Raw genomic sequence first — 25,836 nt, forward strand, 5'->3', positions numbered from 1 at the left:
CGGTAGCGCGTCGGCGAGTCCCCGCCCCGGCTCATGGACCGGCTGAGCGACCGTGCCGTCTACTTCGCCGGAGCGCTGCTCACCGTCGTGGGTCTTGCCTGGCTGTCCCTGCTGGACCTCGACGGCGACTACGTGACGGGGGTCTTCGTTCCCTCGTTCGTCGCCATGGCCGGATTCGGCCTGTCCGGGCTGCCGTTGACCGTCGCCGCGACCTCCGGGGCGGGTGAGGAACACGCGGGCCTGGCGTCGGGCCTGTTGAACGCGTCGCGCCAGATCGGGGGAGCGGTGGCGCTGGCCGCACTGGTGGCCGTGGCCACGGCGGTCACCGGTGCGGACTCCTCCGGCGGCGACGAGGCACTCGTCCACGGTTACGGCGCCGCGCTGCTCGTGGGGGCGGCGCTCGTCGCGCTCGCCGCTCTCCTCGGGCTCGGCCTGCCTCGGCGGCCCCGGCCCGGCGCCTCTGCCGGGGGCGATCATGCAGCGCGGTGAGGCGCCGGGCCCGGGACCGTGGCCGGTGCAGGACGCCTCACCCGTTCAGGACGTCAGCCCTTGACGGGACCGCCGTTGATGGCGACACGCCGGCCGTAGCGGGTGTAGGGGTAGTAGTCGTACGTCGCATGGTGCTGGACGCACCGGTTGTCCCAGAAGACCAGCGTGCCCGGGGTCCAGCGGACCCGGCAGTGCAGGACCGGCCTGCGGGCGACGATGTCGAAGAGCACGTCCAGCACGGCCCGGCTCTCGTCCGCGGAGAGCTGCGGTATGCGGCTGGTGTAGGCCTTGTTGACGTACAGCAGTCTGCGGTCGGTCTCGGGGTGCCGCGCGACGACCGGGTGTTCGCTCCTGGGGATGACGTAGTCCGCGGGCGGTGTGTACCCCGCCAGGGCCTGCGCGCCGTCGTGGATCGCGGTCAGCGGGTCCAGCAGGGCGCGCATGGCCGGTGAGAGCATCTCGTAGGCGAGGTGCATGTCGGCGAAGAGGGTGTCGCCGCCGCAGCCCGGCTCGGGGATCTCCGTGATGTACAGCATCGACCCGAGTGAGGGTTCGGCGTCGGCGGTGCCGTCGGCGTGCCAGCCGTTGCCCGCCACGTCCGCCGCGGCCGGCGTCGTGCGGATCTCCAGGACGTGGGGATCGCCCTCGGGAGGGGGCGGGTTGACGGGGCGCAGTTCGCCGAAGGCGGCGGCGAAGCGCTGATGATGCTCGGCCGTGATGGTCTGGTCGCGGAAGACGAGGACGCGATGGTCGCGGAAGGCGGCCCGGATCTCCTCCAGTTGCTCCGCCGGGATCTCCCGCGACAGGTCGACGCCCGACACCTCCGCCCCCAGAACGGGGGTGATCCGTTCGACGGTGAGCGTGCGGTACGGGCGCACGGGACGTGTGGTCACGGCTTCCAGCGCCGCGCGTTCGTATGACTCCATGTCAACCTCCAGTGGGGAACGGGGGATTACGGAGAACAAGGGGGTTTCACCGGTCGGCGGCCCCGTCGGCGCCGGCGCCCGGGTGGGCCAGCGTCGCGCGGACGACCTCGGCCACGGTGTCCACATGGGGCGCCGCGACGATGCCGTAGTGGTCCGTGGGCAGATACCTCAGGACGGAGGACGAGGGCAGGCAGGCCCTCCACTGCCGGTCCAGCTCACGGGGGTCCGCGGGGGCGGGCAGGCCCGCCGTGGAGTGCTCGGCCAGCCACAGATACGCGGGGACGGAGACGAGCGGCCGTACGCGATGTTCCCCGAGACTGCGCAGGTTCGCGCGGCAGCAGCGGGCCAGCCTCCCGGCGTACGCCTGTGCGTGCGCGGCCGGCGACGAGGAGGCCCCGGCGCCGAGTTCGGCGGCGAACACCCTTTCCAGCTGGGCCTCGTCGTAGGCGGCGACCAGCGCCTGTGCCCGGGGCGGCGGCGGATCCAGCAGATGGAGCGTCTCGGGCGGCCGGCCGTCCGACTCGGCGAGAACCGCCATCTCCATCGCCACACGGGCGCCGAAGGACCATCCGGCCAGATGGAGCCGGTGGGCCGGTCCGCCGAAGCGCCGGCGCAGTTCCGCGTCGTAGTGACGGGCCCGCTCGGCCAGTGACCAGGCGGGCATCCCGGTGTCGCGCAGCGCCGGATCGGCGATGAGGCACACCGTCGGCGCGGGCCCGAGGGCTGCCACCAGGGAGCGGTAGGCCTGGATGTCCCCGCCCACGGGGTGCACCAGGCACAGGACGGCCGGACCTGTGCCCTCCTGCCAGATGTCGAGGACGACCCCGGAGGCGCCCGCGGCCGCCCCGGTGGCGGGCCCGGCCGAGGTGAGAGCCGCCTCCAGGTGTTTCAGGACCTCCGTCAGGCTGACGCGGTGACTGAAGGAGGCCAGGTCGAACTCGACGCCGTAGTCGTCCTCGATCCGGGCGATCAGGCTGATCAGGGTCAGCGAGTCGGCGCCCAGGTCGTAGAGGGAGTCCTCGGGGTCCAGTTCGTCCACGCCCAACAGGTCCCGGACCACCCGGGCCATGGCCTCCGCCCGCTCTCCGGTCCCGCCGGCGTCCGCGGCTCCCCGCTCTTCGCCCGCCGGGTGCGCCGGTCCCGAGCGTGCGGTCCGCTCCGCGGTCCCGGCAGGAGCGTAGAACGCCCGGGAGTCCTCGATGCCGGTCGTGGACACCAGCAGTTGCGGCAGTTGCAGGGCCAGGGCGTCGCCGAAGACCGCCTTGCCCTCCTCGACGGTCAGCCCGACCGCGAGGTGGGCCTGATGGCGGCCGTCCGTGTCCAGGACCCGGGTCGCCATTCCGGTCTCGCTCCAGACGTCCCAGTCGATGCCGATCCGGACGGTCGTCTCCGTCTCGGCGGCCCGGTGGTGGGCGAAGCCGTCGAGGAGGCTCGCGCCGGCCGCGTAGTCGCTCTGGCCGACCCCGCCGAGCAGGGCGGACATCGACGAGCAGTAGACCGCGATCGCCGGGCGGAACGCTCCGATCAGGTGCTCGACGACGAGTGCGCCCCTCTCGCGGACCGCGGCGGCGTCCCGCATCGCCGTGGCGTCACGACGGACGAGCAGCCCGCCGTGTCCGAGACCGGCCGCGTGGACGACGCCGTCCAGCCGCGACGTGTGAGCGGCGACGGCCGTCGCCACTTCGTGGACGGGCGTGGTCGCGAGATCCGCCTCGACGAGGCCCACGCGGTCGGCCCATCGGTTCACCTCCTCGGGCAGCCGCGGGTTCCTCGACAGCAACAGCACCCGGCCGTCGGTGTGTTCGAGCAGCCAGGCGGCGGTGGCGCGGCCTATGCCGCCCGTGCCGCCGAGCACCAGGTGGACGGTGTCCGCTCCGCCCGGGACGAGGGGCCGCGGAGCCCGCGGCCTCGGCACCGGTACGGTTCCCGGCCGCCACCAGTAACCCTGGCGCAGCGCGAGCCGGCGGGGCAGCGCCGGTCCGCCGGGACGACCGGCCGCCCGTGCTTCGGCGACGACCGAGGCCACGTGTCCGGCCCAGCGGGCGAGGTCGCCGTCGGGGAGGTCCAGCCAGTGGCCGTCCAGGGCGGACTCCTGAGGGGCGACCTCGACCGGCCCGGCGAGAAGAGCCAGTTCAGGTCTGTCTGCCGTTCCCGTCACGGGCAGGGCTCCGTGCGAGAGCCACCACACCCGTGGTGCGCCGTCCCGCCCGGCCAGCGCCTGGGCCAGGGCCGCCGTGCTGTCCAGGCAGGCGCGACGGGCGTGTTCCAGGGCGCCCGGACCGACCGGCCCGCTCACGTCGAGGGGGAGGGCGTGCACCCACTCCGTCCCGGCGGCGACCGGGACGCCGTCCTCGGACAGCGCGTCGAGCAGCCGGCGCAGGGACAACGGATCGACGGGGTCCACGGCGTAGGCGTCCGGTCCTCCGCGGGCGAAGCCGCGGCCCGGGTGGACCCGTATCACGCGCGACGCCACCGCCCGGAACGGCGCGAGTGCCGTCAGCGGAGTGTTCTCGCAGGCCACGACGACCACGGTGGACGCGTCGCCGGCCGGCACGGCGGTGTCCGCGACGGCGGCACGGCGCAGCCGGACCCAGTGCGGCTGGTGCAGCCAGTTCTCCCGGGGCAGCCGCCGGGGTGCGGCGGCCGGAGCCCCGCGCCGGTCCTCGGGCGGCCGTTCGAAGTCGTACGGCGACAGGGAGAACGACGGGGGCGGGAAGTCCCAGGGCGCCGGAGCGGAGCCCGCGCCCCAGTCGACGGGGCGTCCGGCGACCCAGTCCGCAGCGAGGTCGTGGGCCGTGCGGCCGGCGGCAGAGACCGTGGCTGCGTCCGGGTCCGAGGCGCCGAGCGGCACCGCCCCGGCGGCCACCGCGCGCAGCCAGTGCTCGGCCGCGGCGGCGTCCGTCACGGGTGCCGCGGCCCGCAGGCGCCGAGCGGCCCGCCCGGACTGCAGATGGCGCAGCACGGACCCGTGTTGCTCCGGGTGCAGACGGAGGTAGTCGGCGATCCGGGCGGCGTCGGCGGCGAGGGCGTCCGCGCCGGCCGCCGACAGCACCAGGCACGCGGGCGCCTCGCGGGCCGCCTCCGCTGCGGGCGCGGTGTCCTGCTCCACGATGACGTGGGCGTTGGTGCCGCCGATGCCGAAGCTGCTGACCGCGGCCACCCGTTCGCGTCCCCCGGGCCAGGGCATGGCCTCGGCCGGGACGTGGAACGGAGTGGGATCGGGGCCGATCTCCGGGTTGAAGGCACGGAAGTTGAGGGTGGGCGGGAGCGTCCCGTGGTACACGGAGAGGACGGCGCGGACGAGGCCCACCACACCGGCGGCCGCGCCCAGGTGGCCGAGCTGGCTCTTGACGGAACCCAGAGCGCAGCGGCCGGACTCGCTCACGTCGAACGCCTCGCGCAGCGCCCCCACTTCGATCGGGTCGCCCAGCCGGGTGCCGGTGCCGTGGGCCTCCACATAGCCGAGGTCGGCGCCCGTGCGTCCGGCGCGGGACAGGGCGGTCCGGATCACCTCCCGCTGCCCGGACAGGGACGGCGCGGTGTAACTCATCTTCGCCGCACCGTCGTTGTTGATCGCGGAGCCGGTGACGAGGGCGTAGACGGTGTCGCCGTCGCGCCGTGCCTGCCGCAGCGTCTTGAGGACCACGACGCCGACGCCGCTCGCTCCGACCGTGCCGGTGGCGTCGTCGCTGAAGGGCCGGCAGTCGCCGTCCGCGGAGAAGATGTGCTGAGGGCGGTAGCGGTAGCCGCCGACCAGGGCGGGGTCGACGAGCACTCCTGCGGCGAGCATCACGTCGGCCTCGCCCTGCCGGAGCAGTCCGGAGGCGAGGTGCACGGCGACCAGCGAGCTGGAGCAGGCCGTCTGGGCGCTGAACACGGGGCCGGTCAGCCCGAGGTGGTACGCCACCTTGGTGGCCAGGAAGTCCTTCTCGTGGTGCAGGGCGAGCTGGAAGCCGTCCGGCAGCCGGTCGGGGTCCGCTTCGCGCAGCAGGGACTGGAAGTAGGTGTTCTCCCCGGCGCCGGCCACCAGGCCCACCCGTGCGGCCGAGGTGTCGCCCACACCGGCGTGCGCCAGGGCCTGCACGCCCGCCATCAGCAGATGACGCTGCTGAGGGTCCATCAGGCGCGCTTCCTGGGGGCTGATGCCGAAGTGGCCCGGGTCGAAGTCGAGCATGCCGTCGAGCGTGCTGTGCGCGCCGACGACTCCCTCCGGTGCGTCGAAGCGGCGGATTCCGGTGCCCCCGGACACCACCAGCTCCCAGAAGGCGGCCAGGTCCGCGGCCCCGGGTACCCGTACCGCCATGCCGACGACCGCGATCGGCTCGCCGGGTCCGGTGGGCCCGCCGTCCTTCGCGGCCGGCGGGGCGAGGGGCTGCGGCGCGAGGGGCCGCGGGGCGTCGAGGTGGCGGGCCAGCGCGCGGACCGTGACGTGCTCGAAGAGGTCCGCGACGCGGAAGCGTAATCCGAGTGCCGTGGTGCAGCGCAGGTGGAAGCGCATCAGGGCGAGGCTGGACGCCCCCGCCTCGAAGAAGGTCCGGTCCGGTGCGATCACCGACCCGGTGACCTCCTCGAAGGCGGCGCTGAGCTGCTCTTCCAGGGGCGACAGGTGCGTGCGGGCGATCGCGTGACGCCGTATCTCCTCCCCCGGCGCGCGGACGACCGCCTGCCGGTCCAGCTTGCCGCTGGGGGTGCGCGGCAGTCTCGCCAGCCTGCGAAAGCGGTCCACCCGCACGTAGGACGGGAGAAGGGCGGACAGATGCGCGGTCAGGTCGTCGGCGGACGGCGCTTCGCCACGGACTTCCAGGCCGGCCGTCAGCCGGTCGCCGTCACGGGTGACGACGGCGTTGACCACGGCCGGATGGCGCAGCAGGGCCGCCTCGACGGAGCCGAGCTCGAGCCGGTGCCCGCTCAGTTTGATCTGCTGGTCGTCGCGGCCCGCGTGGTGCAGCAGTCCTCCGGAGTCGAAGAACGCCCGGTCACCGCTGCGGTAGAACAGTCCCGCGCCGGGGATCTCGACGAATCGCGTGTCCTCGGACGCGGATCCGTCGAGGTAGCAGCGGGTGGTCATGGTGCCGCCGATCAGCAGCTCGCCGGTGCACCCCGGCGGCGCCGGGTCGCCCTGGGCGTCCACCACACGCAGATCGGCGCCGGCCACCGGGCGTCCGATGGCGGGCCGCTCGGGCCACCGCGCCGGATCTCCCGCCAGGCACAGGGAGCTCACCACATGCGTCTCGGTCGGCCCGTAGTGGTTGAACAGGCGCGCGCCGGGGAGTCCGGCGAACCAGCGCCGGATGCTGTCGGTGCACACCAGCTGTTCGCCCGCGGTGACCACTTCGCGCAGCCGGGAGGGATACCTGTCCAGACGGACGGCGTACTCGGCGAGCAGGTGGAGGGCCACGTAGGGCATGAAGATCCGCTCGACGCCCGCGGAGTCCAGCCGGTTCAGCAGCGCGGGCGGGTCCTGACGCCACTCGGGACGGACGAGCCGGAGGCTGCCGCCCGTGCACAGGGTCCCGAAGATCTCCTGGAAGGACACGTCGAACGCCAGCATCGAGAACTGCTGGGTGGCCGCCGGGGCGGTCAGGCCGCCGGGACCGGACTGCCATCTGATCAGGTCGCACAGGGTGCGGTCGTGGATCTGCACGCCCTTGGGGACGCCGGTGGAGCCTGAGGTGAACAGGATGTACAGCGGGCGGGCGCCGTCGTGCGCCGGCACGGCGGCCGTGCGCCGGCCGTGCGTGGACGCGTCGTACGGCGCACTCGTGCCGTCGCCCTTGCGCGGCGCCGGGTCGGCCGGCACGAGGAGGTGGCGCACCACGCCGTCCGGGAGCAGCGTGTCCAGCGCCGGTGTGCCCTCCCGGGTGGTCAGGACGCACAGCGGTGCGACCTGTTCCAGGACGCGGCGCAGCACGTCGGCCGGGTAGGAGGGGTCGAGGGGGACGGCGGTCACGTTCAGCCTCGCCAGTGCCAGCAGCGCCACCACGTGTTCGGCGGAGGGATCCAGGTACAGGGCCATCCGGCAGGGGCTGCCGTCGGCCGGGACCGGGTAGCGGTCGGCCAGTTCCGCGGCGAGAGCCGCGGCACGGGCGTCCAGGTCCGCGTAGCTCAGGGCGTCGCCGTCGGCCGTGACGACGGCGGGGGCGTCCGGAGTACGGGCGACCTGCCGGCCGAATCCCTCGGCGATCGTGGTGAAGCCGGGTTCCGGGGCGGGTCCGCGTCCGTGCTCCGGAAGCGACCGCCGGTAGGGGACGACGAGTTCACGGGCGGTGGAGCGGCCACCGGCCGCGAGCGCGTCCACACCCCGCCGGAACAGCTCCGCCATCGCCTCCACGTCCTCGGCGGCGAACCGGTCCTCGGCGTACTCCCACAGCACGTCGAGTCCGTCCGCATGCTCGACCACGGAGACCGTCATCGGGCACTTGGCCTCCGGCGCAGCCCACCACAGGGGGCGCTGGGCGCAGCCGGGCAGCCGCAGCGCCCCGAAGTCGGTGTTCTCCAGGACGAACAGGAAGTCGAACGGCGTGCCGTCGCCGACGGACTCCCAGCCGGTCAGGACGTCCGCGAGCGCCACGTCCTGGCGTCCCAGTACCTGTCCCGTGTCGGTGCCGGTGCGGGCGAGGTGGGAGCGCAGGTCCTCACCGGGCGCGACGGTCAGCGGCAGCAGCACGGTGTTCGCCATCATGCCCGCGCTGTTCTCGAACTCCCGCACCGGACGGCCCGCGACCGGGGCGGCGATGCGCGGCCGGACCAGGCCGGTCACCCCGTACAGGGACCAGGAGAACACGCTCAGCAGGATCTGGAACCGGGTCAGTCCGAACTCGGCGCACAGCTGGTCCACCCGGGACCGCCGAACCACGTCGAGCGACGTGTGCAGCAGGCGCGCCCGTGCCGTCGGGCCCGCCTCCCGGCCGGGCAACGGCTCCTGCGCCTCCTCCGATCCCCGGTAGAACGCGAGGAGTTCATCGCGCTGCGCCCGGTAGGCCGGGCTCGCGAACCGGTCGCTCTGCCAGACGGCGAAGTCCAGCGGCGTCGGAGCGGGCGCCTCGTGCCGGCCGGCGCCGGCGTAGGAGTCCGACAGGTCGCGCAGCAGGATGCTCAACGACCAGCCGTCCACGGCGATGTGGTGCAGGTGCAGCAGGAGCGTGCCGCCGCCGTCACGCGGCAGCCAGCAGGCCCGGAGCATCCGGGGGATCGCGAGATCGAAGGGCTCGGCGAAGAAGACGCCGGCGAACGCGTGCGCTTCTTCCTCGTCCCAGGTCTGCCGGGGGCCGGGCTCGTGCCAGGGGTCGTACGGCTCGCCGACGGTCTGCTCCAGGCCGTCGGGCCCGAGGCCGAAGCCCGTCCGCAGCGCCTCGTGGCGGGCCACCAGAGCGCGCAACGCGCGCCGCAGGGCGGTGGTGTCGACGGGGCCGTCCACACGGAAGACCTGGTTGACGGAGTAGGCCAGGGAGCCAGGGGTACGGCGCTGCAGCAGCCACAGCCGCTGCTGTTCGCTGGTGGCGGGCGCCGAGCGGGCGCCGGAGACCACCGGCGCCGGCAAGGCGCTCTCCTCACCGGGCCGGACCATGCCGAGCAGTCGGGCGACGGCGGCCAGGTCGCCGTGCAGGACGGCAGCCCGGGACAGCTCGCGGCCCCATCGCCGCCGCACGGCGAAGCAGAACCGGAGTGCCTTCAACGAGTCGCCCCCGCAGGCGATCCACCGGTCGCCGAGCCCGAGACCGGTGACGCCGAGTATCTCCTCGGCCAGTTCGACCACCTGGCGCTCCGTCTCCGTCGCGGCGGGTCCGCCGGAGTCCGGGGCGGCGGGCCGCCAGGGCGGGCCGGCCTGCCGCAGCAGGGCGGCCCCGTCCACCTTCCCGTTGGCGTTGAGCGGCAGCTCGGCCACGAGGTGGATCTGATGGGGCCGCATGTAGACGGGCAGGCGGGCCGTCAGGTGGCTGTCGAACTCCTCGTAGGACAGCCGCTCCCGCAGGACCACGAACGCCAGCAGTTCGTTCGGCCCCTCCCGGCCCGCGCGGCGCGTGCACACGTGGGCCCGCCGGACCGCCGGGTGGGTGAGGACGCGCCGTTCCACCTCGCCGGGTTCGATCCTGAAGCCGCGGACCTTGACCTGGCGGTCGGTTCGTCCGACGTACTCCACCAGTCCCGCGTGGTCGGCCCGCACGAGGTCACCGGTGCGGTAGTACCGCTTCTCGCCACCGTCCAGCCACGGCAGCCGCACGAAGAGCCGCTCGGTCAGCTCGGGGAGGTTGCGGTATCCGGCGGCGAGTCCCGCTCCGCTCAACAGGAGTTCGCCGACCTCTCCGGGCGCGGCGACCCGCTCCTGGCCCGGCACGACCAGCACCGCACCGGTCTGCGGCAGGGGCCGGCCGATCGGCACCACGTCCCCGTCGAAGTCCCGCGGGATCGGATGGAACAGGGCGAACGTGGTGGACTCCGTCGGCCCGTAGACGTTGAACAGCCGCGTGCCGCTCTCGGCGTTGTCCCGGTACCAGCGGCGCATCACCTGCGGGTCGAGCTGCTCACCGCCCACGAGAACCTCACCGGCCGACGCGAAGCAGTCCGGCACGGCCGTGACCATCGCGTCGAACAGCGCCGTGGTGATGAAGACGGTGTCCACGCGCTCGTGCCGCAGCGCCGCGGCGAGCCGCTCGGGGCTCTGCGCGTCCGCCTCGCGCAGGATCACGCAGCAGCCACCGGTCAGCAGGGGGACCCAGACCTCGAAACTCAGCGCGTCGAACGCCGGATTGGCCAGGCAGCCGTAGCGCAGACCGGGCTCCACGCGGATGTAGCCGGGCTCCGCCAGCCGCCGGACTCCGGCGTCCCGGACCTCGACGCCCTTGGGCTGTCCTGTCGTTCCCGAGGTGTAGAACAGGAAGGACACCTCGGCGGGGGCGGACGGCGCCTCGACCGGCACGCCGACGGCGACGGCGTCCGGGAGACCGGGCACGAGGGCGTCCGCGGCGAACGCCTGCACGTCCTGAGGGAGTCCGGTGACGCTCTCGGTCGTCTCGTGGACCAGGGCGGCCGCGGCACAGTCGTGGAGGATGAAGTGACGGCGTTCGGCGGGGCTCTGCGTGTCGAGGGGAACGACCTGCGCCCCCAGCCGCAGAATGCCCAGCATCACGCAGACCAGCCGCCACGACCGCGGCAGGGCCACCGCCACGGCCTGTCCCGCGGTGACGCCCCGGCGCCGCAGCTCCTCGGCGACCATGGCCGCCGCCACGTTCAGCATCGCGTAGTCGAGGCCGACCTCGCCGTCGACGACCGCCTCGGCGTGGGGGGTGCGAAGGGCTCGGCGGTGAATCTCCAGGGCTGTCCCGGCGGGGGCGGCCAGGTCCCCGGCCGCGTCGGCGGGGGATGTCTCGACGCGCGGTTTCATCGTGCCTCCGACGTGCCTGAAGGTGTCGTGCGTTCCGTCTCGCTCCGGCAGGAGGCGGATGTCATCCGGTGCAGTTCGGCGGTGAGGACGGCCGCGACGCGGGGCAGTTCGTCGCTCTCCAGCATGTCCCAGTGGCCGCAGGCGACCGGCTCGACGACGAACTCACCGCTGACCCGGCGCCGCCAGAACGCGCGTAGACCGGCGGCGTCCTCGGCGTCCGTGTCCTCGTCCTCCACGGCTGTCGCCTGCATCAGCACGACGCGGGCGGGGGATACGGGCACGACGTAGTCGCGCGCCGTCGCGCGGTGGTGGTTGTAGACGTTCAGGTACCGGGCCACCTGTTCGTCGTCGATGCCCGGGTACATGCCGTTGAAGCGCACCAGTTTCTCCCGGAACTCCGCCATGCCGACCGGCGCGACCGCGGCGCGCTGCTCGTCGTCGCGGGCGCCGTGGGTGTCGAGGAGGACGACGCTCACCTTCTCGTGTCCGGCCGCCACCAGGCGGCGTCCCATCTCGTACGCGATCAGACCGCCGTACGAGAGCCCGCACAGCACCAGCGCCTCGTCGGCGCGGGGACCGACGAGCCGGAGATACTCCTCGGCCATCGTTCCGACATCGGCGAGGGTGGACTCGCCGGGATTGATGCCCGGCGCCTGAAGTCCCATGACACCGATGTCATCGGCCAGTTCGGCGGACAGCGGCAGGTAGCAGAACGCGGTGCCGCCGGCGGGGTGCACGCACACCACGCGCTGTCGGCCGCGGCCCGCACGGAACTCCACCAGGCTGCCGTGTTCCGCGGACCGCGCGGCATCTCCGTCGCCCCGCACCCGCTCGGCGAGCGCCTCGATGGTGGGGTGCAGCAGGACGTCCCGGACGGGCAGGGCGACGCCGAGTTCCTCCTGGACGGCCGACGCCATCTTGATCGCCGATATCGAAGTGCCGCCCAGCTCGAAGAAGTTGTCGCCGATGCCGATGTTCGGGTGCAGCAGCACCTCGCGCCAGACCCGGTACAGCGCCATCTCCACATGGTCACGGGGCGCGGCCGTGTTGACCCACCCCGCTCGTGCTCCCACCGCGGCGCGCAGCACCTGTGCCCGGTCCACCTTGCCGCTGCGGTTCAACGGCAGGCGGGGGAACTCGGCCACCACGGCGGGGATCATGTAGTCCGGCAGCCGGTCCTTGAGGGCCGCACGCCACTCGTACGGCATCCGTGGGGTTTCGGCGTCACATCCCACACCGGCGACCAGACGGGGGCCGCCGGGCGTCTCGCGATCGGCCAGGACGACGGCCTCCCGCACCCCGGGCACCGCCAGCAGAGCCGCCTCGACCTCGCCGGGCTCGATGCGGAAACCGCGCAGCTTGAGCTGCTCGTCGCGGCGGCCGACGTACTCGGCGTTGCCGTCGGGCAGCCAGCGTGCCAGGTCGCCCGTGCGGTAGAGGCGTTCACCGGGGACGAACGGGTCGGGCAGGAAGAGTTCACCGGTGAGGTCGGGCCGGTTCAGATATCCACGGGCCAGGCTCGCCCCGCCGAGGTAGACCTCTCCGGGAACTCCCACGGGTACCGGGCGCATCCGGTCGTCGAGCAGGTACAGGCGGGTGCCGCGCAGCGGCCGTCCGATGGGACACGGCCGGTCGTAGGGCTGCGGGTCGGTGTAGGCGGTGGAGTAGAGCGTGGCCTCGGTCGGGCCGTAGCCGAAGCAGATGCGCAGCCCCGGCAGCAGCTCACGCATGCGGTGCAGGGTGCTCTCGGGCAGGGATTCCACCCCGGTGAGAAGCTGACGCAGGCTCGATCCGGCGAGGCGTGCGGCCGGATCCTCGCCGATCCACAGGACATAGGACGGGGGCAGAAAGGCCTGGGTGACCTTGCGTTCGCGCATCCAGTCCAGCAACGCCCGCGGATCTCCCCTGAGTTCGTCGGGGACCAGGTGGAGCACGGCGCCGGTGGTCAGGGGGACGAGCAGTTCGTGCACCGACGCGTCGAAGCCGATGCTCGACCACGCCGACGACGCCTCGCCGGGGGCGTCCCCCATGAGTTCGTGCCAGTGGTCGAGGAGGTTGACGACGCTGCCGTGCGTCACCGCCACGCCCTTGGGCCGGCCGGTCGATCCCGAGGTGTAGATGACGTAGGCGAGACGGGTCCGGTCCGTGTCGACGGGCGGCGCCTCGGCGTGCGTCCCCTCCGCCTCCACCTTCGCCAGCGGCTCCCAGAGCTGTCCGTCGTGGTCCGCGACGCTCCTGCGGTCGGTCAGCACCACGACCGGTTCGGCGTCGCTCACCATGGCGGCGAGCCGCTCCTGGGGCTGGCCGGGGTCGAGGGGCAGGTAGGCGGCTCCGGACTTCAGGATCCCCAGCACGCCGACGACGAGTTCGGCCGTGCGTCCGGCGTGCAGGCCCACCACCCGGTCGGGACCGGCGCCGCGGGCGATCAGCGCATGGGCGAGCCGGTCGGCCCGGCGGTCGAGCGTCGCGTAGTCCAGCTCCGCGTCGTCGGCCACCACCGCACACTGACCCGGGCGTTGCGCGACCTGCGCGGCGAAGCGTTCCAGCACCCCCGCCGACGCCGGGCCGGCCACGGCGGGCCCTGTGCTGAAGGCGGCGAGGAGCGCCCGCTGCTCGTCCTCGTCGAGCAGGGTCAGGTCGGCGATCCGGGCATCGGGCTGCTCGGTCATCAGACGCAGCACGCGGAGGAACTGACGTACGCACCGTTCGATCGTCGCCCGGTCGAAGAGCGCCACCGCGTAGTCGATCTCCCCGGTGAGGCGCGGGCCCTCGTCGGCCAGGGCCAGGACCAGGTCGAACTTCGCGGGTACATGGGCGAAGTCGTCCCGCAACTCGACCTCCAGACCGGGGAGTTCCAGTTCCCTCCGCATGGAGGGGACCCAGGCGAGCATGGTCTGGAACAGGGCCGTGCAGGCGGGGCTCCGCGGTGGGTTGACCAGTTCGACGACTCGCTCGAACGGGAGGTCGACGTGTGTGAGAGCGTCGCGGATCCGCTGGTTCACCCGCTTCAGGGCCTCCCTGACACTGGGCGAGCCGGAGAGATCCGCGCGCAGGGCGAGGGTGTTGACGAAGAAGCCGATCAGTCCCTCGACGTCCCCGCGCCGGCGGTTCGACGTGGGGGAGCCGACCACGACGTCGTCCTGACCGGAGAGCAGGGACAGCAGCAGGGACCAGCCGGTGAGGACGGTCGCGTAGAGGGAGACATCGTTGTCCGAAGCCAGTGCGCGCAGGGCCCGCGTCAGGTCCTCGTCGACGGTCATGGGCAACCGGTCGCCGCGGAAGTCCTGTTCGGGCGGGCGGGGCCGATCGGCTGGCAGGGAGGTGACGGCGGGGGCGCCGGCCAGTGCGGAGGTCCAGTAGTCGGCGTGCGGGGCGGGCTCGTCCCCGGACATCCACTCCCACTGCCAGCGCGTGTAATCGCTGTACTGCCAGGTCAGTTCGGGCAGCAGGACGTCCTGCCCCCGCTGAAGCGCGGAGTAGGCCAGGCCCAGCTCTCTCAGCAGCAGGGAGCGGGACCAGCCGTCGAAGACGATGTGATGCACCACCAGGATCAGCACGTGATGGTGCGGTCGGAGCGCTGTCAGGCAGCCCCGTGCCATGGGCTCCTCGCCCAGGCGGAACGGGGTGCCCTCCACCTCCCGCCGTATACGCGTGAACCGTTCGGCCCCGTCCGGCAGCCCCGTCAGATCCTCGAAGGTCACCGGGAACCCCGTGTCCGGCGGATCGACGACCTGGAGGGCCGACCCCTCGCAGGGGACCAGCCGGGTGCGCAGCGCCTCGTGCCGGGCCGCCAGCAGATGCAGTGCCTTGATGAGCAGGTCCCGGTCGAGCGGGCCCCGGATATCGAAAGACATCGGCTCGTTGTAGGCGGCGCCGGCGTCTCCGTCCATGCGCGCCGTGACCCACAGCCGTTCCTGCGCCAGTGACAGAGGAACGGATTTCGTCTCTTCGCCGGAATGACTACTGACTGCGATTCGGGGTAAGGACAAGGATTACCCTTCACGAGAGGAGAACGCGGCGGAAATCAGTTCCCGCGCTCCCGGAGTATCAGGCTGACGTCCGGAATGTGTGCGTTGCCGACGAAGTGCGATCTCAGGACGGAGCCCGCGGGTCCTGTTGATCCGGCCTGGGTGAACGACACGAAGGCGGCGGGCCGTTCCGGACTTTCGAACCGGACTTTCACGGACTCGGCGGCACGTCGCGCGAGCTTCTGGGAATTTCCCTCTGCCAACCGAGAAGTCCATGAAGTCGCGCGAAGTGCGGAACAATGGTTGCGGACGCTCCTGTTGATTCGGCCGCCCGTGCGGTGGCTCATTTCCGTTGATGCTAAATGCGCTCCGATTGGGTGGTCAACGGTGACCAACGCCACACTCGTTGAGTGAGGGAACACCGTTTGCGCTCGGCGTGCGACATCAAGGGGTATTCCTGAGGGCAGCGGACCGCCAGGCCCCGGACGGGTTCACCCCGCCCGGGGCTCCTTCGCCCGCAACGGTCCGAGCGCTACCGTCCGAGCGCCAACGTCCGAGCGCTATGGTCCGAGCACCGGGGCGCGGTGGTTCACCGGCGCCGCTCCAGCAACCGGCGCGCGGCCACCTCCGCTCCGTCGGTGCGCAGTCGGCTTCCGAGGGACTTCGCGCGCGCCCGGGTCTCGGGTGACAGAGCAGTCGTGAGCGCGATGCCCAGAGATCCGACGGTGGTGGCAGGAGCGTCGAGGGACGCGCCGAGGCCCAGTGCCGCCACCCGGCGGGCCCAGTACGGGTTGTCCGACAGTTGCAGAGGTATCACCACTTGCGGTGCGCCCGCCCGGGCCGCCGTCAGCGTCGTGCCCGCGCCGCCGTGATGGACCACGGCGGCCACCTTGCGGAACAGGTTCTGATGGCTGACCTCGCCCACGGCGAAGCAGTCGTCCCCGTCGTCGAGGAGATCCAGGTCCGCCCAGCCACGGGACACGAGCACCCGGCGCCCCTGTGCGCGGATCGCCTCGACGGCCATGCCGCCGACGCCTTCGGCCGGGGACATGCTGCCGAAACCCACGTAGACCGGCGGGCTGCCCGCGTCCAGGAACTCCGCCACGTCGGGCGGGAGGGGGCGTTCGTCCGCGAGGGTCCATGCGCCCGTCTGCACGACGTCGAGGCCGGGGGTCTCCTGCCACGGTCCCAGGACCGGGTCCGCCGCCAGCCACGGACGGTCGGTGAGGATGTGATCGCGCACGTTGCTCACCGGCGGCAGCCCGAGTCCGGCCCGGCGAGTGTTGAGCGCCTCGCCGAACTGGGCGTCGACCTGACGGGCGTCCGACTCCCACAGCGTCGGGTTGTCGGCTGCCTCGGGCTCCGGCCAGCCCGGTCGCGGCGGTGGCGCGTGGTGCGGCGAGGGCAGGTGGACCGCCGCATAGCTCGCGTACACGTAGGAGACATCCGCCGCCTCGGCCACGGACCGTGCCGCGACCTGCCCCAGACCCGCCGCCACCACCACGTCGCATCCGTCGAGGGCCGCGGGGAACGCGTCGAACTGCGTCTCGACCAACTCGTTCCGGTAGCGGGCCAGTTCCGTCGCCGAGGGCAGGGTCTTCCCGCGCATCAACTCCCTGACGGGCAGCCCTACCGGCACCGGCTGCACTCCGGCGGCCGCGAGCCGCTCGGCGAACTCCTCGTCCGGCGGGGCGCACATCCTCACCGCCGCGCCGAGCGCCCGCAGCCGCACCGCGAGTGCCACCAGCGGCTCGACGTCGCCACGCGTCCCGTATGTAGACAACAGCACCCGCATTCAGCGTCCTCTTTCGTCGGGTATTCCCTGCGCTCGTGTCGTTTCCCCGTCCAGGCCCGGGGCGTCGGCGTCGGGCGATGTCCGCGTCATGCCGGCCGTCAGGAATGACCGGCGGCGGTGCGGGTCGTATGTCGGCCCGGGCAGGCGACGGCCGCCCCGCGTCACCGGGCACGGCTCCGGGCGGGCCGCGTCACCGGGCGGACCGCATTGGTTTTCGTCGGTCAATTCGACTTTGTCGCAGCAGAGTTGTTCGTTCGGAATGTACAGGTAAATGGTCGTCCCGGTGGTCACGGTGCGCGCCGTCGTGCGATCGGCGGGAGGTTCGGCGTCGGCCGGCTCTGGGCAGTCTGTGCTCGGCGAGGTGTGCAAGATCCCCCATCGTCCACACAACCGGAGTGCCAGGATGCAGAGTTCGTCGACACCCGTACCTGATGTCTCGGTCATCCTGCCCTGCGCCGGATACGGAACACGTTTCGGGGCGCCCTACGCGAAGGAGTTGCACTGTCTGGCCCCTGGAGTCACCGTGCTGGACCGCAGCCTGGAAGCCGTGGTCGAACTCGCCAAGAGCGGACTCAACGTGCGCATGGTCGTCGTGTTCGGACCCCACAAGCTGGAAACGGTGAGTTATCTCGCGCGCTATGCCGACGTCTTCCAGATCGTCTTCGTCTATCAGGACGAGTCGTTCGGACCCGGCCTCGACGGAGCCATCCGGTCTGCCCTGCCGATGACACAGGGGCCGGTGGTCCTCGTCCTGCCCGACATCGTTGTCGAGGGGGCCGACACGCCTGGCAGGCTCCTTGACGCGTTACGGCAGGTGGACGTGGCGGGCTGGAGCGTGGTGGCCGCCGAGGAGCGCGATCACGACACGCTGCGGCAGATGGGCGCGCTGGCCGTCGCCGAGTCGGGAGGCGTCCTGACCGTGGGGGCGGCCACCGACAAGCCGGCGGATCCGTCGGGCTTCAACGCGTTCTGGGGCATGGTGGCCGTCACCGAGAGCGAGGCGCACAGGCTGCCCGACGTGGTGGGCCTGGGAACGGTCAACCCGCTGGCCGGTGCGGTCGCTCTCATGGTGGAGGGGATCGTCAACTACAACACCCCCGCGGGCTGACCTCGCGCGCGTCGACGAGCATCAGGCCTGTCCGGGTGCCGTTCCCCGCGTCTGCCGGGCGTGGGCGGCGACGAGCAGGCGTGCCGCGGATTTCGCTTCCTCGACCACGGCGCGGTCCTGGAGCAGGCGTCCTGAGGTCAGGGCCCCGTCGATCAGCAGTCCGATGTGCCGGGCGAGCGCGCCGGGGTCGTCCGCGCCGGCCTGTTCGCTCAGCCCGGTCAGCCACTTCTGACGGCGCTGGGTGTGCTGCACGGTGACGGCCCGCGCCTCGGAGTCCAGGTCCGCCTCGACCGCCGCGCTGACGAACGGGCACCCGAAGAAGCCGTGCCGGTCGAAGGCGTCCGTCAGCGCGTCGAACAGTCCGACGAGCTGTTCGCGGGGGTCGTCGCCGGTGCGGGCGGCGGCGTCCTGCAGTTGCGCCGTCCAGGAGTCGTCCGTCCTGCGCAGGTACGCGGCGACCAGCTCCTCCTTGGTGCGGAAGTGCACGTACAGCGTGGACTTGGCGACGCCCGAGGCGGCGATGACCTGGTCGACGCCGACCCCGCGCAGCCCGTTGGCGTAGAACAGCTCGGCCGCCGCACTGAGGATTCTCTCCTCGGACTTCGTCTTCCTGATCTGCGTGACCATCACCCGACCTCCTTGATCGAACAGACTAGTCCGTCTTGTTAGTACGTGCAATCGACCGCTCGGCCAGGTATCTCGAGCATGCCGGAGCGTCTTCGGCGAGGGTGGGTGCGGCCCGCGGCCCGACGGTGCGCGGTACCGACCGCCCACGGAATCAGGCCAGAACAGCAGTTCCGCTCATCACGATGCCCTTCTGCGCGAGATCCGCTCAGAAGCGAGTCCGCGGACGGCCCACATCGACCCGAGGGCGGCAGGCTCGTCGCGTATCCCGCAGTGCATCGACCCGACCGGAGGACCCCCGCCATGCCACCCACGGACAGCATGCTGCTCGGCCCGATGACCGAAGCCGTCCACGCCGTCGGCGCGCTGCTGCGCGCGCTCGAGCTGCCTCCCCGGCCCGCCCGGGACCGGGACGAGTTCCTGCGCCGGTTCTCGGCCGTCGACGAGCCCGCGCTGGCCCTGTTGCGCGAGCGTCTCGGCGCGCTGCGGCCCGGGGCCGTGTGGGCCGACGAGCTGGACACCCGGCTGCCCGAGCAAGGGGAGGTGTGGGTGGCCGACGCCGTGGACGGCGCGGTGCAGCTTCTCCAGGGGCTGCCGCACTGGTGCGTCTCGCTCACCCTTGTACGGGAACGCCGGGCGGTGGCCGCGGTGCTGCACAGTCCGCTGCTCGGCGAGACGTGCGCGGCGGCTCTCGGCGGCGGCGCCCGGCGGGACGGCAGGCCGATGCGCCCCTCCGTCAAGCGCACGCTCGACGCCGCCCTGCTCGGCACCAGCCAGCCGCCGGGGATCGCCCGCGAGCCCGAGGCCGTACGGGGCGCCGGCCGGTCGCTGAGCGCGCTGCTCCCGAAGGCGGGCGCGGTCCGCAACCTCGGCGCCACCTCCTGGCAGGTCGCCGACACGGCGGACGGCCGGCTGGACGGCTTCTGGCAGTACGGCTCCGACGACGCCAACCTGATCGGCCCCGCCCTGATCGCCGCCGAGGCCGGACTGGCCGTCACCGACCTCACCGGGCGGCCGTGGCGGGCCGGCGCGGACGGCTTCCTCGCCGCACCGCGGGCGCTGCATGCGCTGATGCTCGCCGCGATCGTCGACCGGGCCTGCGACACACTGCACGTGTGAAGCACAGCCAAGTCGCCCACGGCGGCGCAGAAGTCCGCGGCTCCGGTGACGCGGACGTCCTGTCCGCCGCCGACCAGCGCCTGGTCGCCGCCCTGCAGTGCGACGGCCGGGCGCCCGCGGAACGGCTGGCGGACGTGCTCGGCATGAGCACGCGCGAGGTGCACCGCCGGCTCCGGGCGCTGACCCGCCAGGACGTCGTTCGCGTCCGAGGCCGGCTGGCGCAGCCCCCGGACCTGGGTGCGGTGCAACTCCGCATCCGCGTGCTGCGCGGCAGGATCGAGCAGATCTCCTCGGCGCTCGCCGCCCGGGAGGACATTCCGTTCGTGGACATGTCCGCCGCGGGGGACGAGATCCACGCCGTCCAGTTCACCCGCGGACCCGCCCCGCACAACCGCCTGCTCCTCCAGCAGTTGCCCGCCACCAGCGCCGTCACCTCGGTGGAGGCGCAGACCGTGCTGCACGCTTTCCGCCAGGCTCACGAGTGGCGGCTGGACGTGCTGGACCCGGCCGAACGGCAGGCGCTCACCCCGCCTCCCGCCGCCTCGGAACGGCGGGAGCCGGACGAGACCGACCGTTCCGTCGCGGCCGCCCTGGCCGAGGACGGCCGGTTGTCCGCGTCGGCCGTCGCCGAGCGCACCGGTCACCCGGCCTCGACGGTCCGGCGGCGGCTGACGGCGCTGCTGGCCGGGGGCCTGCTCCGCACGGAGGTCGTGGTCGACCCCAGGCGCCTGGGCCTGTTCGTCGACGCCAACGTGTGGCTGCAGCTCCCGCCGGACCGGCTGGACGCGGCGGGCCGCACCCTCGCCGCGCACCCGGCCGTGCACGGCGCGCTGGCCGGCACCGGGCGCAACAACCTCTCCCTCGCACTGTGGCTGCCGGACACCGCAGCCCTGTACCGCTTCCTCAGCGAGGATCTCACCGGTCTGGGCGTCACCGCCGTCGAGACCTTCCTGGTCGGCCGCGCCGTCAAACGCCCCGGCTGAGCGGCCCCGCCGCCCGTACGCCCTGTCGAGCAGGTCACGAAACCGCCGGGTGGCCTGCCCGACCTGCCCGGCGTCTCCGGGCCGCCGGTCCGGTGCGCGCTCCCTGCCGGTCCGCTCGCCGGCCCGCTTGCCCGTCCACTTGCCCTCGTTAATCGAACGAACTAGTCTGTTTGATTAATGGGATCCAGAGTCGCGGGTCCCGCCCGAGAAGCGCTTTCCACAACGACATCCGAGGTGGCGTCATGCGTGCAGTGGTCCTGGAAGAGTTCGGCGCCTCGATGGTGCTCAAGGAGATCGAGAAGCCGGTGGCCGGTCCCGGTCAGGTGCTGGTACGGATCGAGGCGAGCGGGACGAACCCGCTCGACCTCAAGATCAGCGCAGGTGAGGCGGCACATGCCGCACGCACCCTTCCCGCCGTGCTCGGTCTCGACCTGGCCGGCGTGGTCGAGCAGGTGGGCGAGGGAGTCGACGGGTTCGCCCCGGGCGACGAGGTCTACGGCATGACGGGCGGCGTCGGCGACCTGCAGGGGTCCCTCGCCCAGTACGCGGCGGTCGACGCCCGACTCCTGGCGCCCAAGCCGGAGTCCCTGGACATGCGCGAGGCGGCCGCGCTCCCGCTGGTGGCCATCACCGCGTGGGAGGGCCTGGTCGACAGGGCGCAGGTGCACGCGGGACAGAAGGTGCTCGTGCACGGCGGCGCCGGGGGCGTCGGTCATGTGGGCATTCAGATCGCCCGTGCCCGAGGCGCCGAGGTCTTCGGCACCGGGTCACCGCACCGCCTCAAGGTCATCGAGGGGTTCGGGGCCACCGCGATCGACTACACCGCCGAGACGCCGCAGGAGTACGTCGAGCGCCTGACCGGCGGCGAGGGCTTCGACATCGTCTACGACACCGTCGGCGGGCCGGTCCTGGACGCGTCCTTCGCCATCGTGCGAACGTACACCGGGCACGTCCTCAGCGCCCTCGGCTGGGGAACGCACAGCCTCGCTCCGCTGTCCTTCCGGGGCGCCACGTACTCCGGGGTCTTCACCCTGGCGCCCATGCTGACCGGCCGTGGCCGCGAGCACCATGGCGAGATCCTGCGCGAGATCACCGCCCTGGCGGACGCGGGCCACCTCAGGCCGCTGCTCGACCCTCGCCGGTTCGGTCTCGCCGACGTCGCGGAAGCGCATGCCGCCTTGGCCGACGGGACCGCCACCGGCAAGATCGTCGTCAGCGTCGGCCACTAGATTCCGCCGACCCGCCGACCCGCCGACCCGCCGACCCGCCGACCCGCCGACCCGCCGACCCGCCGCGAACCGGTCGATCGCGTCGTCGCGTTCGCCCTGCCCGGTGACCGGGGCCGGTGTGCGTTCAGTGAAATCCCGGCCTTCGCGTGTTCCCTCGTGTTTCTGCGGCCTGTCCCTGCCGGGTTGCCCATTGCCGCGCCGAAGCGAAGAAAGGGGGTGGGAACGTATCCGCGCCGGTGTGCGTCTTGATTCCCGGAACGCCTTCCCGGAAGGCCTTCCCGGAACAGTGGTGGAGGCGTGTGGAACCCCCGCTATCCGCCCGCGGGAGCGGGTGGGTTCCCATGTTCATCCATGGCCAAACCATGATCGCGCTTTCGTTATCGGATCGTCATACAGAGCCTTCGGTGGGTGCTGAGGCCGACGGCGCCGCATGAGAGGGCTGACGTCACGGTTGTCCGATCTTCAGCCGAAGGCGCAGACCGGAGTGTTGCGCCCGCCGTTTCCTTTCCGTCCGTGACACACCCCGGTCGTGTCGGCGTAACAGGGCTCCGGGCGGGCGTGCGTCATCACGCTGTGCACGTGTGACCGTACCGAACCGGTCCACCGAACAGAACCGCGTGCGATGACCGAACCCGCGGTACGGGGGCACCGCAGTATTTCGCCGCCGGCCCCGGCCGTCGTTGACTCCTCACGCACGACCGACCTAATGTCGCCAGCAGCGGTGCAGAAAAAGAACGGGAAATTCGTCGCAGCGGCTTTCTGCTCTGTCTTCCGCTGTTAAAACACTAATTCCGCGTTGACGTTCAGGAGAGGAATTCCATGCTCCCCTACGCCGACAGGTCGGCAATGGTCAGTGGCCTTCCCGAAGCATCGCGCAATCCACGCGGAGGAGACCGGCGGCACAACGCTCCGCCCCACGTCACCTGCATGGCGAGTCTGGACGCCGGCCTGAAGATAGAAGCGGCGAACGCCGACTTCTTCCGCCATGTCGCCCGGCCGTCCACGGAGATCTGCGGACGCAGCATCTACGACGTCCTGCATCCGAGCGCCCGCAACATCCTGCCCAAGCACTTCACCCACCTCTCGAACGGCCAGGGCAGCCGTTTCGTCGAGCGCGTGGTCGCGATGCGCGGACACGACCGTGTCTTCTCCGCGGAGATCACCGGCATCGCCGTCAAGGGGGAAGGGGACGACCTGTCAGGTGTCGTCGTCCTGATGAGCCCGGAGGACGAGCCGACCGAGGCCGCGGAGCGACCCGCCAGGCCGACGCCGGTGCTCACCGCCCTGGACGCACGCATCCTGGAGGGCGTGGCCACCGGAGCCTCGACCATCCAGCTCGCCTCGCGCCTCTACCTCAGCCGGCAGGGCGTGGAGTACCACGTCGGTCTGATGCTGCGCCGCTTCAAGGCCCCGAACCGGGCCGCGCTCGTCTCCCGCGCCTACTCGATGGGCGTTCTCACGGTCGGCAGTTGGCCGCCTCGTGCCGTGCCCGAGTACGTGAAGTGACCTCACGGCGGCGCGTGTCCGCAGGGAGGCAAGTGACCTGACGGCGGCGGGTGTCCGCACGGCGGCAAGCGGCCTCACGGTGGCACGTGTCCGCACGGTGGCGTGTGCCGCCACCGGACTTCCCGGGCCCCGCCCGGGAAGTCCGGTCTTCTCGGCCGCGGCCCTGATGAGGCCACCGAGGGCGCGCCCGCCCTTTCAGCGGCGGTGACCGCCGATACCCTCGTCGTCGGAGTCCTGCCACGCCAGAGGCCGGTACGGGCCGTCGCTGATCCGTACGACCTCCCGCCCACGACCGCTCCCGTGCAGCGCCGACGAGCGGACTCCGGCACCGGTGACATCCTCCATGTCCAGCTGGAACCGGTCGAGATCGTTCATCAGCCTGCGGACGTACGGCGAATCGCCCTCGGCCAGCCGTAGCGACTCCAGGCTGCCGCGCAGCCTGAACAGAGCGTCGCGCAGGTCTGCTGGTCCCACGTTCGTCATGGATATTCCTCCGCCTTCTCCGGACCGGCCAGAGCTCCGTCGTGCCCGCCGACCCGAGACCGGGACACCTCAACTGCCGCCCCCGCGGGCGGTGTCGCTCATTCAGACGGGAGAACCCCCGCGAGCGCAACACCCGAAGCCGTGCCCCCGGCCATGTCTGGGCGTTTCCCGGGAACACACCGCGGCGAGACCGCTCCCCGCCTCCTGCGGACCGGCACGAATCTAGGGGCCGCCCTAGTCCATGCGCCCCTAGCGTGAGCAGCCCGGCGGTCCGCGGTCCGCTGTCCGCCCCCTGTCCGGTTGGATCGCGCCGCCGACTACGCCGTGCGCCGTACGCATGCCCTACCCGACGACTGCGGTCCGCACGGGCTGGGCCGAACAAGCTGGTGGAGTGGAATGAGCGAGTCAGAACGCACACGGTACGGACTCAACGCCGCGCCCCAGCGGGCCATCGCCGTCGTGGGCCTGGCCTGCCGCCTGCCCGGAGCGCCCGACCCCGACGGCTTGTGGCGCCTGCTGCGCGACGGTGAGAGCGCCGTGCGTCCGACTCCCGCCGATCGCCTGCCGATCGCCGCTGCCTCCGCCGAGGACGCGTCCGGGGACGCCTCCTCGGACGGCGTACCTCGCTGGGGCGGATTCCTCGACGAGGTCGACCGCTTCGACGCCGGCTTCTTCGGCGTCTCGCCCCGCGAGGCGGACGCCATGGACCCCCAGCAGCGCCTCGTCCTCGAACTCGCCTGGGAAGCCCTGGAGGATTCCCGGATCCTGCCCGAACACGCCCGTTCCACCAGCGCGGGAGTGTTCATCGGAGCCGCACACGACGACTACGCCACCCTGCTCCACGCCCTCGGGCCCGAAGCAGTCACCCACCAGTCCTTCACCGGCACACACCGCGCCCTCATCGCCAACAGGCTCTCCTACCTGCTGGGCCTGCGCGGCCCCAGCCTGACCCTCGACTCGGCGCAGTCGTCCTCGCTCGTCGCCGTCCATCTCGCCTGCGAAAGCCTGCGCAACGGCGACAGCGACATCGCCCTCGCGGGCGGCGTGAACCTGCACCTCGCCCCGGAGAGCGGTCTCCACCCCCACCGCTTCGGCGCCCTCTCGCCCGACGGGCGCTGCTACACCTTCGACGCCCGCGCCAACGGGTTCGTCCGGGGCGAGGGCGGCGGCCTCGTCGTACTGAAGCCCCTCGACCGGGCCCTCGCCGACGGCGACCCCGTCCGTGCCGTCATCCGTGGCAGCGCCGTCAACAACGACGGTGGTGGAGACACGCTCACCACTCCCGACGCGCGCGCCCAGGAGGACGTCATCCGGCGCGCCCTGCGCAACGCGGGGACGTCCCCGCAGGAGGTCCAGTACGTCGAACTCCACGGAACCGGGACACCGGTCGGCGACCCGGTGGAGGCGGCTGCCCTCGGCGCGGCCCTGGGCGAGGGGAGGCCCTCCGACGAGCCACTGCGTGTGGGCTCCCTCAAGACCAACGTGGGTCACCTTGAGGGCGCGGCCGGAATCGCCGGCCTCGTCAAGACGGTCCTGTCACTCCAGCACCGCGAGATCCCGCCGAGCCTCAACTACCGGACCCCCAACCCCGATATCCCCCTCGATGCCCTCCGACTCCGTGTCCAGGACACCGTCAGCTCTTGGCCCCGGCCCGACAGGCCCCTCGTCGCCGGGGTGAGTGCCTTCGGCATGGGCGGCACGAACGCGCATGTCGTGTTGGAGGAGGCTCCGGTTGTGGCGGAGCAGGTTCAGGCTTTGCCCGTGGGGGTTCAGGGGCAGGCGGAGGCCGTGCCGGTGTTCGTGGCCGGTGGTGTGGTCGGTGATGTCGTCGGTGGTGTGGTGCCGTGGGTGGTGTCGGGTCGTGGTGGGGAGGGGTTGGCGGGTCAGGCCGGTCGTCTTGCTTCGTATGTGAGGTCGGCCGGTGAGGGTGTGCGGCCGGTGGATGTGGGGTGGTCGTTGGCGGCGACGCGTTCGGCGTTCGAGGACCGGGCTGTGGTGTTGGGGGGTGTGTCGGAGGAACTCCTCGGTGGGCTTGATGTGTTGGCGGGTGGGGGTGTTGCGGGTTCTGGTGTGGTGCGGGGTGCGGTGGCGGGTGGTGTGGGTCGGGTGGTGTTCGTGTTTCCGGGTCAGGGGGCGCAGTGGGTGGGGATGGGGCGGGAGTTGTGGGAGGTGTCGCCGGTGTTCGCGGCGTCGATGGAGGCGTGTGAGGGGGCGTTGGCTCCTT

General features: G+C 72.3%; 13 protein-coding genes. 7 read left to right on the forward strand and 6 right to left on the reverse strand.

Features of this window, described 5'->3' with window-relative positions; genetic code table 11:
* Positions 1 to 33 precede the first annotated feature (33 nt).
* A complete protein-coding gene (locus tag IE239_RS35835; RefSeq protein ID WP_190153664.1) occupies positions 34 to 489 on the forward strand; it encodes an MFS transporter in 456 nt (151 codons plus the stop codon).
* A gap of 53 nt (positions 490 to 542) precedes the next feature.
* Here IE239_RS35835 and IE239_RS35840 read toward each other — a convergent pair whose 3' ends face one another.
* The 4 genes from IE239_RS35840 to IE239_RS35855 all read right to left on the reverse strand — a co-directional run bounded on the left by IE239_RS35840 (position 543) and on the right by IE239_RS35855 (position 16,560).
* Positions 543 to 1,415 (reverse strand): TauD/TfdA dioxygenase family protein, encoded by an 873-nt coding sequence (locus tag IE239_RS35840; RefSeq protein ID WP_190153665.1) that lies wholly within the window; start codon positions 1,413 to 1,415, stop codon positions 543 to 545.
* 46 nt (positions 1,416 to 1,461) lie between these two features.
* Positions 1,462 to 10,797: a non-ribosomal peptide synthetase gene (locus tag IE239_RS35845; protein WP_190153666.1), complete on the reverse strand. Its 9,336-nt coding sequence runs from the start codon at positions 10,795 to 10,797 to the stop codon at positions 1,462 to 1,464.
* Positions 10,794 to 14,786, reverse strand: a complete 3,993-nt coding sequence (locus IE239_RS35850; protein WP_229878581.1) for a non-ribosomal peptide synthetase — start codon at positions 14,784 to 14,786, stop codon at positions 10,794 to 10,796. Before IE239_RS35850 ends, IE239_RS35845 begins: the two co-directional genes overlap by 4 nt.
* A 568-nt stretch (positions 14,787 to 15,354) precedes the next feature.
* On the reverse strand, positions 15,355 to 16,560 hold the full coding sequence (locus IE239_RS35855; RefSeq protein ID WP_190153667.1) for a glycosyltransferase: 1,206 nt from the start codon (positions 16,558 to 16,560) through the stop codon (positions 15,355 to 15,357).
* A 403-nt stretch (positions 16,561 to 16,963) separates the two neighbouring features.
* Between IE239_RS35855 and IE239_RS35860 the strand changes: the two genes are divergently transcribed.
* Complete coding sequence (locus IE239_RS35860; protein WP_190153668.1) at positions 16,964 to 17,668, forward strand: NTP transferase domain-containing protein; 705 nt, start codon at positions 16,964 to 16,966, stop codon at positions 17,666 to 17,668.
* A 21-nt stretch (positions 17,669 to 17,689) separates the two neighbouring features.
* Here the strand turns inward: IE239_RS35860 and IE239_RS35865 are convergent, their stop codons facing one another.
* Positions 17,690 to 18,295, reverse strand: coding sequence for a TetR/AcrR family transcriptional regulator (locus tag IE239_RS35865; protein WP_190153669.1), 606 nt, complete (start codon positions 18,293 to 18,295; stop codon positions 17,690 to 17,692).
* A gap of 300 nt (positions 18,296 to 18,595) precedes the next feature.
* On the opposite strand from IE239_RS35865, the gene IE239_RS35870 reads away from it, so the two are divergent.
* From IE239_RS35870 to IE239_RS35885, 4 genes are all read left to right on the forward strand, one after another.
* A complete protein-coding gene (locus IE239_RS35870) occupies positions 18,596 to 19,411 on the forward strand; it encodes an inositol monophosphatase family protein (protein WP_190153670.1) in 816 nt (271 codons plus the stop codon).
* Positions 19,408 to 20,394: an Lrp/AsnC family transcriptional regulator gene (locus IE239_RS35875; protein WP_190153671.1), complete on the forward strand. Its 987-nt coding sequence runs from the start codon at positions 19,408 to 19,410 to the stop codon at positions 20,392 to 20,394. Before IE239_RS35870 ends, IE239_RS35875 begins: the two co-directional genes overlap by 4 nt.
* A 242-nt stretch (positions 20,395 to 20,636) precedes the next feature.
* Positions 20,637 to 21,623, forward strand: a complete 987-nt coding sequence (locus IE239_RS35880; RefSeq protein ID WP_190153672.1) for a zinc-dependent alcohol dehydrogenase family protein — start codon at positions 20,637 to 20,639, stop codon at positions 21,621 to 21,623.
* Positions 21,624 to 22,550: 927 nt separating this feature from the next.
* Positions 22,551 to 23,129 carry a helix-turn-helix transcriptional regulator gene (locus IE239_RS35885; protein WP_190153673.1) on the forward strand — a complete coding sequence of 193 codons (579 nt, stop codon included), beginning with the start codon at positions 22,551 to 22,553 and terminating at the stop codon, positions 23,127 to 23,129.
* A gap of 195 nt (positions 23,130 to 23,324) precedes the next feature.
* Here the strand turns inward: IE239_RS35885 and IE239_RS35890 are convergent, their stop codons facing one another.
* Entirely contained in the window at positions 23,325 to 23,612 is a 288-nt protein-coding gene (locus tag IE239_RS35890) for an Rv0250c family protein (RefSeq protein WP_190153674.1), read from the reverse strand.
* A gap of 396 nt (positions 23,613 to 24,008) precedes the next feature.
* On the opposite strand from IE239_RS35890, the gene IE239_RS35895 reads away from it, so the two are divergent.
* Positions 24,009 to 25,836: type I polyketide synthase (locus tag IE239_RS35895; RefSeq protein WP_190153675.1), on the forward strand; the 1,828-nt coding region annotated here is incomplete at its 3' end.

It is taken from the genome of Streptomyces humidus, assembly GCF_014649655.1.
GTDB lineage: Bacteria > Actinomycetota > Actinomycetes > Streptomycetales > Streptomycetaceae > Streptomyces > Streptomyces humidus.

Bases quoted from the DNA above. Each gene is read 5' to 3' on its own strand.
- IE239_RS35835 (WP_190153664.1), top strand. From the start codon at position 34: ATGGACCGGCTGAGCGACCGTGCCGTCTACTTCGCCGGAGCGCTGCTC.
- IE239_RS35885 (WP_190153673.1), top strand. From the start codon at position 22,551: ATGGCGAGTCTGGACGCCGGCCTGAAGATAGAAGCGGCGAACGCCGAC.
- IE239_RS35855 (WP_190153667.1), bottom strand. From the start codon at position 16,560: ATGCGGGTGCTGTTGTCTACATACGGGACGCGTGGCGACGTCGAGCCG.
- IE239_RS35890 (WP_190153674.1), bottom strand. From the start codon at position 23,612: ATGACGAACGTGGGACCAGCAGACCTGCGCGACGCTCTGTTCAGGCTG.
- IE239_RS35865 (WP_190153669.1), bottom strand. From the start codon at position 18,295: ATGGTCACGCAGATCAGGAAGACGAAGTCCGAGGAGAGAATCCTCAGT.
- IE239_RS35870 (WP_190153670.1), top strand. From the start codon at position 18,596: ATGCCACCCACGGACAGCATGCTGCTCGGCCCGATGACCGAAGCCGTC.
- IE239_RS35880 (WP_190153672.1), top strand. From the start codon at position 20,637: ATGCGTGCAGTGGTCCTGGAAGAGTTCGGCGCCTCGATGGTGCTCAAG.
- IE239_RS35845 (WP_190153666.1), bottom strand. From the start codon at position 10,797: ATGAAACCGCGCGTCGAGACATCCCCCGCCGACGCGGCCGGGGACCTG.
- IE239_RS35840 (WP_190153665.1), bottom strand. From the start codon at position 1,415: ATGGAGTCATACGAACGCGCGGCGCTGGAAGCCGTGACCACACGTCCC.
- IE239_RS35860 (WP_190153668.1), top strand. From the start codon at position 16,964: ATGCAGAGTTCGTCGACACCCGTACCTGATGTCTCGGTCATCCTGCCC.